Raw genomic sequence first — 15,320 nt, 5'->3', positions numbered from 1 at the left:
AGGTGGCGCGTGCCTGATCTCGACAGCGCGGCGCTGCTGCCCCTTGCGCGCGGCCTTGAGCTTGCCGCGGCGCTCAGCCTGTTCGGTACGCTGGCGAGCGCGCTCCTCGTCCTGCCGCCCGGCGCGGCGGGACCGGCCTTGCGCCGCCGGCTGACACGGCTGCTGCGAACGAGCCTCGTCGTCGGTCTCGCCGGGGCGCTGCTGTGGCTGCCGGTGCAGACGGCGGCGCTGACCGGCGCCACCGGCCTCGCCGATCTCGCGGCGCAGAGCTGGCTGGTGGCGAGCGAGACCCATTTCGGCACCAGCCTCGCGGCACGCAGCGCGCTGCTGCTCGCCGCCGTGCTGGTGGCGGGCCGGCTCGCCTCGCGCTGGCGGCTGGCCGCCGCCACATTCCTCGCCGGCATCGGCCTCGCGCTGCAAGCGCAGCTCGGCCATGCCGCCGCCGCCGAGGGACCGCTGCTGCCCCTCGCCGTCGGCCTGCATGTCGTCGCGGCGGGCGCGTGGCTTGGCGGGCTGCTGCCGCTGGCACTGGCGCTGTACGCCCTGCCCGCCCCCGTCGCCCTCCGCACCCTGCACCGCTTTTCCCGGGTCGGCGGCAGCGCGGTCCTGGTACTCATCGCTTCCGCCGTGCTGCAATCCGACGAGCTGATCGGCGATCTCGGCGGCTGGTTCGGCACGCCCTATGGCGGGCTGGCGCGCCTCAAGATCGCCGGCCTCCTGCTCCTGCTGGCGATCGCGGCGATCAACCGCTTCCTGCTGACGCCGCGCCTCGCCTCTCCCGGTGGGCGGCGGGCGCTCGCCGTCAGCATCGGCATCGAGACGGCCGTCGGCCTCGCGGTGGTCGCCGTGGCGGTCAGCCTCGCCACCTCGCCGCCGGCCGCGCACGAGGTGCCGGTCTGGCCCTTCGCCGAACGGCCGGACCTGTCGCATCTCGACGACCCCTATATCGGCCGACAGGTCTGGCGGATCGCGGCGATCGCCGCCGTCCTGCTGCTCGGCGTGGCCTCGCTGCTCTGGCGCCGCACCCGCCTCGTCGGCCCCGCACTGGCGGTCGTCGCGCTGTACCTGCTGCCGCTGCCCAATTGGCGGCTGCTCGCCAAGCCGGCCACCCCGACCAGCTACCAGCGCTCGGAGACCGGCTTTACCGCCTCTTCCGTCGCCCGCGGCCTCGATCTCGTGCAGCTTCATTGCACCGACGAGTGCTTCCGCCCGAAGGACGACCCGTCGGACCTCACGCCCTACGGCCTCTGGCAGCGGCCGGATGGCGACCTGTTCTGGTGGCTGACCGACGTCTTCGATCGCATCGGCCACAGCCCGTTCGCCCATGGCACCATCGCGCAGCTGGAGCCGCGCCAGCGCTGGCAGCTGATCGACTATTTCCGCGCCCGTGCCGCCGGCACGGCGGTCGTCGAGGCCGGCGCCTGGCCCTTCCCGGTCCTCGCCCCCGACATGCCGGTAAGCTGCGGCGCGCAGGCCCTCGACCTCGACGCGCTGCGCGGCCGGCCGATCCGCCTCGCCTTCCGCGCCGATGGTGCCTCAGGGCAGCTGCCGGCGATTCCCGCCGGGCTCGACTACGTCACCATCGTCGTCGGCCGCCGGGCCATAGCGACGCGAACGATGTCGGAGTCTCCGGCATCCGATCCGTCGACGTCGGAGCCCTGCCGCACCGCCCTGCCCGACGCCTGGGACGCCTATGCGATCAGCGGCGGCCTCGATGCCGACCGGCTCGACGGCGTCGACCTGCTCGTCGATGCCAATGGCTGGCTGCGCCTGCGCCGGCTCGCCGACGGCTCCATCGCGCCTCCCGTCGGCCCACGGGCTCCGGGACTTTCGAACTGGAGCGAAGCCGTCGCCACCGTCGCGCAGCAGCCTTTCGCCGCCTCGGAACTTGGGAGTCACCGGCATTGACCCGTAGAAACCGCACCCCCTCGGACACTCGAAATCGGCTGCAAATGCAGCTGTACATATTTTCTATAGAGTTTATGTTATTTTGATATCCGCATCGCCCTTCCCGGCAGAGACGGCCTCCGCACGTCGACGAGGCGCGACGTCTCCTCCCACCGCTCCGACGCCAGCGCGTGCGTCATGGCAACGACCGAGGCTCCCATGAACCAGACAGTTTCCGCCGTCTCCGGCAATCCGGCTTCCATCCGCCCGGGCTCCCCCGAGCTGGAGCGGCTGCTGGACCTGATCGCCGCCGACGCCTCCCGGCGCGACCAGGAGCGGATCCATCCCTATGACGTGGTCGAGATTCTGGGCCGCGCACGCCTCGGCGCGCTGCGCCTGCCGGTCGAGGAAGGCGGCGGCGGCGGCTCGCTGCGCGACGTCATCGGTCTCGCGCTGCGGCTCGCCGAGGCCGACACCAATGTCGCCCACATCTACCGCAACCACTTCACCTTCGTGGAGCGCTTCCTGATCGGCGAGGTCAGCGGCAACGTCGGCGCGCAACGCAAGGTCTGGCGCGACGCGGTGCTCAACGGCGCGGTATTCGGCCTCGCCAGCACCGAGCTCGACCGCAAGCAGACCGGCGGCGCCTCCGACTTCAACACCACGCTGACCGAGGACGGCGACGGCTACCGGCTCAACGGCACCAAGTATTACAGCACCGGCACGCTCTATGCCGATTGGCTGCTGGTACGCGCGACCGCCACCGGCAGCCGCCCGGTCTCCATCGTGATCCCGACCGGCCGCGAGGGCATCGAGCGGGTCGACGACTGGGACGGCATCGGCCAGCGCGTCACCGGCACCGGCACCACCAATTTCCACAATGTCCGTATCGAGGCTGACGAGGTCATCTTCGACAAGCAGAACCCGAGCTTCCTGCTGCCCTACACTTCGACCATCGCGCAGATCTTCGTCACCGCGGTCAATGCCGGTGTCATCCGTGCCGTCCTGCGCGACGCCAAGGCGCTCCTGAAGAGCCGCAACCGCACCTTCTACTTCGCCGCCGCCGACAAGACCGTCGACGACCCGCTGCTGCTTCAGACCATCGGGCGCATCGCCAGCGACGCCTTCGCCACCGAACTGGTGGTGCTCGCCGCCGCCGACGCGCTCGACAAGGTCGCCGAGGCGCGGCTCGGTGGGCAGGGGCTGGACGAGCTCGCGCACGACGCCGCCATCGCGTCTGCCAAGGCCAAGGTGATCGTCGACGAGCTTTCGCTCCGATCGGCCACCGCACTGTTCGATGTCGGCGGCGCCTCGGCGGCGACCCAGCGCAAGAATCTCGACCGCCACTGGCGCAACGCCCGCACCCTCTCCTCGCACAATCCGGCGAGCTACAAGGCGCAGGCGATCGGCGGCTACGAGATCAACGGCACCCGCCTGCCCACGCTCGGCTTCTTCTGACCGCCGACTCAATCCTGCCCGCCGCCTCGCACGGCGCTGCCCCCCTGGACAGCGCCGTGCGCGCGTGCGGCACAAGCCAAACCGAAAAACTACAGGAATTTCAACATGCTGGACTATCGCCCGCTCGGGCGAACCGATCTCCGCGTCTCCTCGATCGCGCTCGGCTCCATGACCTGGGGCCAGCAGAACACCGAAGCCGAGGGCCATGCTCAGCTCGACCTCGCCGTCGATTTCGGCATCAACTTCATCGACACCGCCGAGAACTACTCCATCCCGCCGCGCGCCGAGACGCAGGGCTCGACCGAGCGCATCATCGGCTCCTGGCTGAAGTCGCGCGGCCAGCGCGACAGGATCGTGCTGGCGACGAAGGTCTCCGGCCCCTCCGACCGCACCTATCTGCGCCGCGATGGCTCACTGCCGCGCCTTGATGCGCGGAACATCAACGAGGCGATCGACAATTCGCTGGCCCGGCTGCAGACCGACTATGTCGACCTCTACCAGCTGCATTGGCCGAACCGGCCGCTGGCGCTGTTCGGCGGCGGCAGCCACTCGCCGGCACGCGGCGGCGACGGTTCCGACGTGCCGATCGAGGAAACGCTCGACGCGCTCAACGCGTTGGTGAAGGCGGGGAAGATCCGTCATATCGGACTGTCCAACGAGACCGCCTGGGGCCTGTCGCGCTTCCTGCACCTCGCCGAGACGACCGGCCGCCCGCGCGTCGCCAGCGTGCAGAACGCCTACAACCTGTTGAACCGCACCTATGAGGTCGGCCTCGCCGAGTTCCATGCCCGCGAGCAGGTCGGGCTGCTCGCCTATTCGCCGCTGGCCCAGGGCTTCCTCACCGGCAAATACCAGCACGGCGCCCGCCCGCCGGGCGCCCGCACCACGCTGTTCGAGCGCGGCCAGCGTTACCAGAAGCCGGGAACGGACGCCGCCATCGACGCGTATCTCGCCATCGCCCGCGATTTCGGCCTCGATCCGGCGCAGCTCGCCATCGCCTACGTCACCAGCCGGCATTTCGTGACGTCGAACATCATCGGTGCCACCAGCCTCGACCAGTTGCGCACCGATCTCGGCTCGCTGTCGATTGCCATCACGGCGGAGATCGAAAGCCGCATCGACGCGGCGCATCAGCTGCATGGCAGCCCCGCACCGTAGCCGAGCCCCCGTCGACGAACCGAGGCCGCCTGGCCGGTACGCGCTCGACGGCTCGGCGGCAGTGTCGTCTCGCGGATACCCGGCGCCGGTTCCTTGACGGCGCCGGGCTTCGCCGCTCCGATGCGGACGGTCGTTCTCCGATTCCGGAGCGGCCGTCCCGGGGCGCAGGTCGAGACGAGTATCCAATGCGGTTGCCTTCCACCCAGGCCCTGCGCGCGCTCGAGGCCTTCGCCCGGCACGGCACGGTCTGGCAGGCGGCGGCGGAGCTGAACATAACCCGCAGCGCCGTCAGCCATCAGCTACGCTTCCTGGAGCAGGATCTCGGCTTCGCGCTGCTCGAACGCGCCGGCAAGGGGGTAGCGCTCACGCCGCAGGGCAAGCGCTACGCCGCCGATGTCCGCAGGGCCCTGAACGTGCTCGCCGACGCCGCCGTGCAATATGTCGACCGCGGCGTGCTGCGCGGCGCGCTCACCGTGAGTTCGACGCCCGGCTTCGCCTCGTTCTGGCTGTGCTCGCATGTCGCCGAGTTCAAGCGGCTCTATCCCGATGTCAGCCTGCGCATCGTCACGCCGCAGCGGCTCGACGATGTCGACACGCCGGGGGTCGACGCCTTCATCGCCTATGGCGACGGCGAATGGCCGCGCCACGCGGTCGAACTGATCAGTGCCGTCGACTTCATGCCAGTGTGCAGCCCGATCCTGCTCAACCAGCTCGGCGGGCTCGGCGAGCCGGTCGACATGTTCCGCGCCGTGCTGCTGCATCTCGACGGGCTGGGCGACTGGCTCAACTGGTTCGCGGCGGCCGGCGTGGTGGGCCCGCGCATCGACCAGGGGGTGATCTTCTCCGACATGAACCTCGTGCTCGCCGCCGCGATCTCCGGGCAGGGCATCGCGATCGGCGACAATTTCGTCTGCCGGCACCTGCTCGACATGGGCCGGCTGGTGCGCCCCTTCGACTTCGCCGTGCGCTCGGCACGCGCCTACTATTTCGTCACCGAGCACGAGCGCAGCGGCAACCCGGCGATCCAGGCCTTCGCCGGCTGGCTGAAGTCGCGCGTTGCGCAGACCACGCCGGTGATGCATCGTTAGGCGGTCGTCTTTATGCCCAAGCAGCCACCATTGAGGTGAAGGATATTTGCAGAAAAGGCAAAAAATCTTCATTTGAGGTGAGGAAAACTCGAAGTTAGCATTCCTCCAGTGTGAGGGAGCGCATTCGAACGTGACCACGCGGGCGGTCGGGATACAGGCGATCGGGATCGGGAAATCCTTCGGCCATTTCGAGGCGCTGAAGGACATCTCGCTCGACATCGCGCCTGGCGAATTCCTGACCCTCCTGGGGCCGTCCGGCTCGGGAAAGACCACCTTCCTCATGGTGCTCGCCGGCTTCCAGGCGGCGACGGCGGGACGGCTGCTCAGCGACGGGACCGACATCACCCGCAGCCGCGCCGAGGATCGCTCCTTCGGCATGGTGTTCCAGGGCTACGCGCTGTTCCCCCACAAGACCGTCGCGCAGAACATCGCCTTTCCGCTGCAGGTGCGCGGCATGGCGCGTGAGGAGATCGCCAGGCGGGTCGACGCGATCATCGCCCGCGTCGGGCTGGTCGGCCACGAGAAGAAGCGTCCCACCATGCTGTCCGGCGGCCAGCAGCAGCGGGTGGCGCTGGCCCGCGCGCTGGTGTTCGAGCCGCCGGTGCTGCTGCTCGATGAGCCGTTCTCGGCGCTCGACAAGCACCTGCGCGGTCGCATGCAGGAGGAAGTGGCCCGCCTGCATGGCGAGTTCGGCACCACCTTCGTCTTCGTCACCCACGACCAGAGCGAGGCGCTGTCGCTGTCCTCGCGCATCGCCATCTTCAATCACGGGCGGCTGCTGCAGGTCGGCGGGCCGCGCGACATCTACGAGCGCCCGCAGAGCCGCTTCGTCGCGGAGTTCCTCGGTGAGATCAACCTGCTGCCGGTCGACGAGGTCGGCCATTGCTCGCTCGGCACCAGCGGCCTGTTCGAGGGCGCGCGGCTACGGGCGCCGCGGCACGATCATGTCAGCGGGCGCGCGGTGCTGGCGGTGCGGCCCGAGCACATGTCGGTCGGCGCCGAGCCGCCGGCGAACGGCAATGGCGTCGCCGCCCGGCTGGCGGGCACCACCTATCTCGGCGCCGCCATGCGCCTCGCGCTCGCCACGCGCAACGGCACGCAGCTGACCGTGACGCTGCCGAGCGAGGCCGCCGGCCGCGTCCTCACCGGCGGCCCGGACTTCTGGGTCACCTGGTCCTTCGACAATGGCTTCCTTCTTCCAGAGCAAAGCTGAAAACAGCAGGAGCACGCCGTGAACGACGCATTCCAGAAAGACTGCCTCGACATCCTCGCGGCCAAGGCGGCTCGAGGGGAAATCAGCCGCCGCCGCTTCACCCAGCTCGCCGCCCTGATCTTCGGCGGCGCGCCGCTGCTGATGCGCTCGCCCGAGGCGCTGGCGCAGGTGCGGCAGCTCGTCCTCGTCAACTGGGGCGGCGACGCGTTGAAGGCCTATGACAAGGCCTATGGCCAGCCCTTCGAGAAGGAGACCGGCATCGTCGTCAAGGAAGACGGCACCGGGCCGACGGAGGGCGCCATCGCCGCGCAGTTCAAGAGCGGCAAGCCGACCTGGGACCTCGTCGACGCCGACCCGTTCTCGGCGATCTCGCTCGGCAAGCAGGGCATGATCGAGCCGATCGACTACAAGGTGGTCGACAAGTCGAAGATGCGGCCGGGCTTCGACTGGGAATACGCCGCCTCGACCTATTTCTTCTCCTATGTCATCGCCTATGACGCGCAGAAGTTCGGCGCCAACCCGCCGACCAGCATGGCGGACTTCTTCGACGTGAAGAAGTATCCGGGCAAGCGCACCATGTATAAGTGGGGCGCCGGCATGTGGGAGGCGGCGCTGCTGGCGGACGGCGTGGCGCCCGACAAGCTGTACCCGCTCGACCTCAAGCGCGCCCACGCCAAGATAGCGGCGCTGAAGCCCGACGTCGTCGCCTATTGGGGCGGCGGCGCGGAGAGCCAGCAGCTCATGCTGGGCGGCGACGCCGCGATGGGCTTGATCTGGTCGACCCGCGCCTCGCTGATCGAGAAGGATTCCGGCGGGCAGGTGAAGTTCACCTGGAACCAGGGTCTGCTCTCGCCCGGCGCGCTGGCGGTGATCAAGAACAATCCCGGCGGCAAGGAGAACGCGATGAAGTTCATCGCCTCCACCTCGGTGCCGGAGCGCCAGCTGGTCATGTTCGACATGCTGGGACAGGGACCGGCCAACCCGGCGACCGATGCGCTCATCCCGGCCGACCAGAAGCGCTACAACCCGGTCGATCCGGCCAACATGAAGAGCCAGATCGCGCTCGACATGCCCTGGTACGCCGACAATTACGGCGCGGCGCTCGACGAATTCACCAAGGTGATCTCGGCGTAGCAGCGCGGCCGGACCGGAACCTCCCTCTCCCCCGGTGGGGAGAGGGGCCCGCGAAGCGGGTCGGTGAGGGGCTTCTGCGATTGCAGAGCGTCGAAGATCCCCCACCCCGGCCCTCTCCGTCGGCATCGGTCGTACCCGATGCCGACCCCTCCGAGAGCTGAACTCGGCAGCAGCCGAGTTCAGTACGAAGAGAGGAAGCAGAAGCAAGCGACCGCTCCGAACCGGCAGCGGGAACATAGTAACGGCGACCACTCGAACCCGAACCGACACACAATGCGCAACCGGACGGCAATCTGGCCCGCTCTCGCCCTGACGGCACCTTTGGTGCTGTTCCTGGCGTGCACCTATGCGCTGCCGTTCCTCGGCGTCGCGCTGTGGAGCGTCACGCTGCCGGAACTCGGCACCGGCCAGTATCAGCGGCTGGTCGGCGACCCGCTGGTGGCGTCGGTGTTCGTGCGTACCTTCCGCATCTGCCTCATCGTCACCGTGGTGGCGGTCGCCGCGGCCTACGCCATCACCTATGTCTGGGTGCGCGGCTCGCGCCTGCAGCGGCGCGTCATCGAGATCTGCATCTTCGTGCCGTTCTGGATCTCGCTGCTGACCCGCGCCTTCGGCTGGCTGGCGCTGCTGTCCAATCGTGGCCTGTTCAACAGCTGGATGCAGGCGCTCGGCCTGATCGACGGCCCGCTGGCGCTGGTGCGCAACGAGCCGAGCGTGATCGCCGGCATGGTGCATGTGCTGATCCCCTTCGCGGTGCTGCCGCTCGCCTCCGCCATGCGCGCGGTGGATGAGCGGGTACTGCTCGCCGCCCGCGGCATGGGTGCCTCGCGCCTGCGCATCTTCTGGTCGGTGTTCCTGCCGCTGACGCTCCCCGGCGTGATCGGCGCGACGCTGATCGTCTTCGTGTTCAGCCTCGGCTTCTTCGTCACTCCGGCCATTCTCGGCGGCGGACGCTCCATCATGGTGGCCGAGCTGGTCTATCTGCGGATGTTCCAGAGCCCGGACTGGGGGCTGGGAGCGGCGATCAGCGTGGCGCTGGTCATCATCGTCGCGGCGCTGATGGCCCTGTTGTCGCGCTTCGCCCGGCTTGCGCTGACGGGGGGTGGGAAATGAAGATCCAGCGCCCCGGCCCGCTCGCCGTCGCCCTCGCCTTGGCTGTAGGCGCGTTCCTGCTGCTGCCGCTGCTGGCGGTGGTGCCGATCTCCTTCACGCCCAGCCGCATGCTCTCCATGCCGCAGGGCAGCCTGTCGCTCACCCATTACCGTCAGCTGATCGACAATCCCGACTGGCTGAGCGCCATCCTGCTCAGCACCAAGGTCGGCCTGCTGACCAGCGCGATCTCGACGGCGCTGGCCACCAGCTTCGCGCTCGGCATCTGGATGCTGCAGCCGCGCTTCTCGTCGCTGCTGGTCGGCTTCGTGCTGCTGCCGATGATCGTGCCGCCGGTGGTCTCGGCGATGACGCTGTATTTCCTGCTGACCGGCCTGTCCCGCTTCTCGCAGGCCGTCGGCTTCGACAGCGTCATCGGCGTGACCATGGCGCATATCGTGATGACCGTGCCCTTCGCGGTGGTGATGGTGCTGGTCGCGCTGGCTCAGGTGGACCGGCGCATCGACCTCGCCGCGCGCGGGCTCGGCGCGACCGTCGCCCAGCGCATCTTCCACGTCATCCTGCCCAATATCGGCTTCGGCGTGGCCACCGCCGCGCTGCTGGTCTTCGTCCTGTCCTGGGAAGAGATCGGCGTCACGCTGTTCATCACCAGCGTCGACGCGATCACCCTGCCGCGCCTGATGTGGATGGGACTGCGCGACAATGTAGACCCCGCGATCGCCGCCATCTCGGTGGTGCTCATCGTCATGACCACGCTGGTCCTGCTGATCCGCATGGCCTTCCAGCGTCGCCCGGAATTCGAGGAGGAGTGAGATGGACGAGGTATTCGGCCGCAAGGACATGATCAGCCCGGGCCGGCTCAAGGAACTGAGCGTGAAGTCGGACGCATCGGGCTTCGTCCAGCTGGGCAGCCATCTCGGCGCGCTGGCGATCACTGGCGCGGCGCTCTGGTACACATGGGGTACGTGGTGGGCGGTGCCGTGCTTCATCATGCACGGCATGCTGATCAACTTCCTCTATGCCGGCCAGCACGAGATGAGCCACTCGACGGTCTTCAGGACCAAGAAGCTCAACGAGATCTTCGGCCGACTGTTCGGCTTCGTGCTCATCTATCCGCGCGATTTCGACCAGATCCAGCACTTCGCCCATCACCGCTACACGCAGGACTGGGAGGGCGACGGCGAGCTGGCGCGTGAGCGCTACTCGATGCTGTCCTACCTGCTCTGGGTGCTCGGCCCGACCTACTGGTACACGCGCATCCGCCGCGTCGTCCGCTTCTCGCTCGGTATCGTCAGCGAGCCCTACATTCCCGCCGACCAACACCCGAAGGTGATCCGCGAAGCGCGCTGGCACCTCGCCGGCTACACGCTCATCACCCTTGTATCGGTCGCGACCGGCAGCTGGCTCGCCGTCAAGCTCTGGCTGTTGCCGATGCTGGTGATGAAGCCGGTGCACCAGCTGCAGAACACCATCGAGCATCTCGGCCTGCCGCATGTCGACCAGATCAGCGAGAACACCCGTACCACCCGCACCAACGCGGTCATGCGCTGGATGTGCTGGAACATGCAATTCCACACCGCGCACCACGCCTTTCCCGCCGTGCCGTTCCACCAGCTGCCGAAGCTGCACCGCACGATCTTCGTCGAGAAGGGCCGCAAGCCGCATTCGATGACCTATCTCGGCTTCCAGCTCGCGGTGATCAAGGCGTTCTGGAACGGGCGCACCGAGGCGGATTACCCGGACGACAAGATCTGGATCATGGACGATACCGACCTCGAACCCGTGGCGCCGCGCCCCGGCCGCGCCAAGCAGGCCTGACCATGCCGCTCAAGATCTACCAGTCGCTCTGGGCCACCGAACTGCGCCGTCCCGGCACGCCGGAACGGCCGGTCACTGAGCGCTTCGAACGGGTGAAGGCGGCCGGCTTCGACGGCATGGCGATCGACCTCGGCGCCATGGATATCGAGGCCGCGCGGGGAACCGTCCCGGAATTCACCCGCACCGGGCTCGCCGGGCTACTCACCGCGTTTCCGCGCTCGATCGAGGAGCTGCGCCCGGCGCTGCATCTCGCCAAGGACATCGGCTCGCCCTTCGTCGTCGTCATCGGCCAGGTGATGCCGCTGTCGGTGGCCGAGATGGTGCCGGTGATCGAGGCGTGGATACGGATCGGCCGTGAGGAGGGCGTGCCCCTCCAGTTCGAGACGCATCGCAACTGCATCACCAACGACATGTTCGCGACGTTGCTGCTGCTCGACGCCATCCCCGGCATGCGGCTTGCCGCCGACCTGTCGCACTTTGTCGTCGACCGCGAGATGATGCTGCCGATCAGCCCCGAGTATCAGGCCCACGTCACGCGCCTGCTGGAGCGATCGGATTCCTTCCAGGGCCGCATCGCCAATCGCTGCCAGGTGCAGCTGCCGTTGCATTTCCCCCAGCACCGGCCGTGGATCGAGGTGTTCCGCGACTGGTGGCGGCGCGGCTTCGCGTCCTGGCAGGCGCGCAACCCGGCAGAGGCCGACTGCGTTTTCCTGTGCGAGCTCGGCCCGCGCGACTACGCCATCACCGACGTCGATGGCGAGGAGCTGTCGGACCGCTGGGAGGAGGCGCTGCTGCTGCGCCGCTGGGCGCAGGAAGACTGGCAACAGGCGGCCACGCTGCGGATCGCCGATCCCGTCTGAACACAAGAGGACACCATCGATGACCGTCACCAGCCTGCGTCCGGACATCTCGCCCGCCGAATGGCAGCAGCGCGTCGAGCTCGCCGCCTGCTACCGGCTGCTCGCGCATTTCAAGATGACCGACCTCATCTACACCCACTGCACGGTGCGGGTGCCGGGCGAGCCGGGGCGGTTCCTGATCAATCCCTACGGCCATCGCTGGGAGGAGATCACGGCTTCCTCGCTGGTGAAGATCGACGTCGACGGCAACAAGGTCGGCGACAATCCGTACCGGGTGAACCCGGCCGGCTTCACCATCCATTCCGCCGTGCATATGAGCCGGCACGACGCCGCCTGCGTCATCCACACACATACCCGCGCCGGCATGGCGGTGGCCTCGCTCAAGGAAGGGCTGCTGCCGCTCAACCAGATCGCCCTGCAGTTCTACGGCCGGCTCGGCATCCACGACTATGAGGGCATCGCGCTTGACCTCGACGAGCGCGAGCGCATCATCGCAGACCTCGGCGCCAAGTGCGGCCTGCTGCTGCGCAATCACGGCCTGCTCACCGTCGGGCGCACCGTCGCCGAGGCGTTCAACCTGATGTTCTATCTGGAGCGCGCCTGCGAGGTGCAGGTCGCCACCCTCTCCATGGGCCGCGATATCGTGATGCCGCCGCCGGACGTCTGCGAGAAGGTCGGCGCGCAATACGACCAGATGAATTTCGACGACGGCGACCTGCTGCTCGAATGGGCCGCCCATCTGCGCATGCTGGACGGGATCGATCCCTCCTACCGTCACTGACACAGGGCCGGCCGGCCCAGCGCCGGCCTGGTCGATGCAACTTCGGGAGCGCCGCCATGACCGCCACCACCAAGGCCTCGTTCGACTGGACGCTGCCGGCTCGCGACTATTGCGACCCGGCCCTCTATGAGCGCGAGCGCAAGGAGATCTTCGCCCGCAACTGGATGCTGTTCACCTGGTCGGAGCGGCTGAAGGCGCCGGGCGACTATGTCTCCGGCACGGTGGCGGGCTATCCGGTGTTCGTCATCCGCGACGATGACGGCGTGGTGCGCGCCTTCCACAATGTCTGCCGGCATCGCGGCGCCCAACTCCTGGAGAAGGAGGAGGGCCATTGCGGCAAGCTGGTGGTGTGCCCCTATCACAGCTGGAGCTACACCCGCTCCGGCCGGCTCAACAAGGCGGTGGATTTCGGCGAGGGCATCACCTTCGATCCGCAGGCCTGGGGGCTCTACGCCATCGACGCGGAGGAGTGGCGCGGCCTCGTCTTCCTGCGCGTCGAGCGCGGCGGCGAGAGCCTGGTCGAGTGGCTCGGCCCGATCCACGACATGGCCGCCGACTACCCGCTGGAGCAGCAGCGCTACTTCATGGCGAAGAACCGCGACTGCGCGGTCGACTGGAAGGTCTACGGCGAGAACTACCTCGAATGCTACCACTGCCGGACCATGCATCCGGGCCTGTGTGAATCCATGGACATCGACAGCTACCGGATCGACACCTATGCCGACCGGAAGTTCTTCCACCTGCATGCGCCCAAGCGCGAGGGCGGGCTGACGCGCGGCCTGTATTTCTACCGGTTCCCGTTCCTGATGCTGAATCTCTACGACTGGGGCTCGTCGATCGCCACCATCGAGCCGCTCGGCCCGGGGCGCATCCGCCACATCAACTGGTACTTCTTCACCGACGTCTCGCCGGAGAAGGCGGAGGACAACCGCCAGTCCGTCGAGTGGTCGGCGCAGATCGTCACCGAGGACCTCGACATCATCACCGGCGTGCAGCGCAACCTGGAGACCGGCGTCTACACTCGCGGGCCACTGTCGCCGAAATACGAGTACGCGGTGAAATCCTTCCAGGACATGTGCCGCGAGGGGCTGGAGCCGAAGGAGCCGCTGCGTGGCGTGGCGGCCGAATAGCCCACACGCGCCTTCCGTCCGCAGCGACCATCCCAGCCGAGGAACATCCCATGCATGCCGCCGACGTCACCGTGGGCAAGAGCTACGACGCCATCATCATCGGGGCCGGACATAACGGCCTCGTCTGCGCGAACTACCTCGCAAAGGCCGGGCAGAAGGTACTGGTGCTGGAGCGGCGCGACGTCGTCGGCGGCGCGGCGGTGACGGAGGAGATCGCGCCGGGCTTCCGGGCCTCGATCTTCTCCTACCTGATGAGCCTGCTGCACCCGCGCATCATCCGCGAGCTGGAGCTGAAGAAGCACGGCCTCGAAGTACTGCCCTGCTCGGACATGGTCTCGCCGCTCGACGGCGATGACTACATCCTGTTCTCCGACAATGTCGCCAAGTCGCAGGCGAGCTTCGCAAAATTCTCGAAGCACGACGCCGAAATCTATCCCGAATTCGACCGCTATCTCAGCGAGGCGGCCAACATCGTGCGCAAGCTGCTCTGGGAAACGCCGGTCGATCCGACCAGGCGCGACTGGCGCAGCTTCAAGGACGGCGCCTCGCTGCTGTGGCGGCACCGCAAGATCGGCCGCAAGATGTACCGCATCGTCGACATGCTGACGATGAGCGCCTACGACTTCCTGCGCGAATGGTTCAAGGACGAGCGCGTGATGGCGGTGCTCGCCTATTACGCCTCGATCGGCACCTTCGCCGGGCCGAAATCGCCGGGCTCAGCCTATGTGATCATGCACCACATCATGGGCGAGCATGAGGGCGCCGGCGGCTGGGGTTTCATCAAGGGCGGCATGGGCTCCATCACCCAGGCGCTCGCCGCCTCGGCGCGGGAGAAGGGCGTAGACATCGTCACCGGCGCACCGATCAAGGAAGTGCGCGTCCAGAACGGCCGGGCGACCGCCGTGTCGACGACGACCGGCGAGACCTATGCGGCCAAGGCCATCATCTCCAACGCCAACGCCAAGGTGCTCTATCTCGACCTGGTCGGCGAAAAGCACCTGCCGGAGGAGGTGCTGCGCGAGATCAAGGGCTACCGCACCTTCTCCACCGCCTTCAAGATGAACATCGCCTGCGAGCGTCCGCCGCAATACCGCATATTGGACCGGGTGCGGCGCGAGGGCGGCCTCGGCAATTTCGACTACCCGACCTACATGCACATCGCGCCCGACATCGACTATCTCGAGCGCGCCTATGACGACGCCAAGCATGGCTGGTACTCGTCGCGCCCCTTCATCACCCCGGTGGTGCCGACCATGGTCGACACCACGCTGGCGCCGGCGGGCAAGCATGTGGTCAACCTGTTCGGCGGCCACGCGCCCTACACACTGAAGGGCGGCGACTGGGCGACAGAGAAGGAGAATTTCCGCAAGACGGTGTTCGACACCATCGAGGACTACGCGCCCGGCTTCCGCGACGACGTCATCGAGGCGCAGCTTCTGGTGGCCCCCGACATCGAGAACATCGTCAACCTGCCGCAGGGCCACATTTTCCACGGCGAATTGTCGACCGACCAGCTGTTCTTCCAGCGGCCGGTGTCCGGCTATGCCGATTACCGCACGCCGCTGAAGGGGCTGTATATCTGCGGCTCCTCCATGCATCCCGGCGGCGGCGTCTCCGGCATTCCCGGCTACAACGCCGCCCGCGAGATCATCCGCGACATCCGCGCCCGCCGGAACTGAGCCG

At 67.8% G+C, this 15,320-nt stretch carries 13 protein-coding genes; all 13 read left to right on the top strand.

The window, feature by feature from the left end; genetic code table 11:
- The first annotated feature begins 9 nt into the window (after positions 1–9).
- Positions 10–1,908 (top strand): CopD family protein, encoded by a 1,899-nt coding sequence (locus tag KHC28_RS13360; protein ID WP_214008830.1) that lies wholly within the window; start codon positions 10–12, stop codon positions 1,906–1,908.
- A 198-nt stretch (positions 1,909–2,106) separates the two neighbouring features.
- A complete protein-coding gene (locus KHC28_RS13355; RefSeq protein WP_214008829.1) occupies positions 2,107–3,345 on the top strand; it encodes an acyl-CoA dehydrogenase family protein in 1,239 nt (412 codons plus the stop codon).
- Positions 3,346–3,453: 108 nt separating this feature from the next.
- Positions 3,454–4,503, top strand: coding sequence for an aldo/keto reductase (locus KHC28_RS13350; RefSeq protein ID WP_214009045.1), 1,050 nt, complete (start codon positions 3,454–3,456; stop codon positions 4,501–4,503).
- A 185-nt stretch (positions 4,504–4,688) separates the two neighbouring features.
- On the top strand, positions 4,689–5,591 hold the full coding sequence (locus tag KHC28_RS13345) for a LysR substrate-binding domain-containing protein (RefSeq protein ID WP_214008828.1): 903 nt from the start codon (positions 4,689–4,691) through the stop codon (positions 5,589–5,591).
- 130 nt (positions 5,592–5,721) lie between these two features.
- The gene (locus KHC28_RS13340) at positions 5,722–6,804 is read left to right on the top strand and encodes an ABC transporter ATP-binding protein (RefSeq protein ID WP_214008827.1); all 1,083 of its coding nucleotides are present in this window, start codon (positions 5,722–5,724) and stop codon (positions 6,802–6,804) included.
- 18 nt (positions 6,805–6,822) lie between these two features.
- Complete coding sequence (locus tag KHC28_RS13335) at positions 6,823–7,938, top strand: ABC transporter substrate-binding protein (RefSeq protein WP_214008826.1); 1,116 nt, start codon at positions 6,823–6,825, stop codon at positions 7,936–7,938.
- Between the two features lie 273 nt (positions 7,939–8,211).
- Positions 8,212–9,051 (top strand): ABC transporter permease, encoded by an 840-nt coding sequence (locus KHC28_RS13330; RefSeq protein WP_214008825.1) that lies wholly within the window; start codon positions 8,212–8,214, stop codon positions 9,049–9,051.
- Positions 9,048–9,860 (top strand): ABC transporter permease, encoded by an 813-nt coding sequence (locus KHC28_RS13325; protein ID WP_214008824.1) that lies wholly within the window; start codon positions 9,048–9,050, stop codon positions 9,858–9,860. The genes KHC28_RS13330 and KHC28_RS13325 overlap by 4 nt, the downstream gene beginning before the upstream one ends.
- 1 nt (position 9,861) lies before the next feature.
- Positions 9,862–10,866: a fatty acid desaturase gene (locus tag KHC28_RS13320; protein WP_214008823.1), complete on the top strand. Its 1,005-nt coding sequence runs from the start codon at positions 9,862–9,864 to the stop codon at positions 10,864–10,866.
- Positions 10,867–10,868: 2 nt separating this feature from the next.
- The gene (locus tag KHC28_RS13315; RefSeq protein WP_214008822.1) at positions 10,869–11,726 is read left to right on the top strand and encodes a sugar phosphate isomerase/epimerase family protein; all 858 of its coding nucleotides are present in this window, start codon (positions 10,869–10,871) and stop codon (positions 11,724–11,726) included.
- A gap of 19 nt (positions 11,727–11,745) precedes the next feature.
- Positions 11,746–12,507, top strand: coding sequence for a class II aldolase/adducin family protein (locus KHC28_RS13310; RefSeq protein WP_214008821.1), 762 nt, complete (start codon positions 11,746–11,748; stop codon positions 12,505–12,507).
- A gap of 56 nt (positions 12,508–12,563) precedes the next feature.
- Positions 12,564–13,637, top strand: coding sequence for an aromatic ring-hydroxylating oxygenase subunit alpha (locus KHC28_RS13305; protein ID WP_214008820.1), 1,074 nt, complete (start codon positions 12,564–12,566; stop codon positions 13,635–13,637).
- 50 nt (positions 13,638–13,687) lie between these two features.
- The gene (locus KHC28_RS13300; RefSeq protein ID WP_214008819.1) at positions 13,688–15,316 is read left to right on the top strand and encodes a phytoene desaturase family protein; all 1,629 of its coding nucleotides are present in this window, start codon (positions 13,688–13,690) and stop codon (positions 15,314–15,316) included.
- Positions 15,317–15,320: the final 4 nt, after the last annotated feature.

This window comes from Ancylobacter sonchi, from assembly GCF_018390695.1.
GTDB lineage: Bacteria > Pseudomonadota > Alphaproteobacteria > Rhizobiales > Xanthobacteraceae > Ancylobacter > Ancylobacter sonchi.
This window is presented reverse-complemented; position numbering and strand designations above follow the sequence as displayed.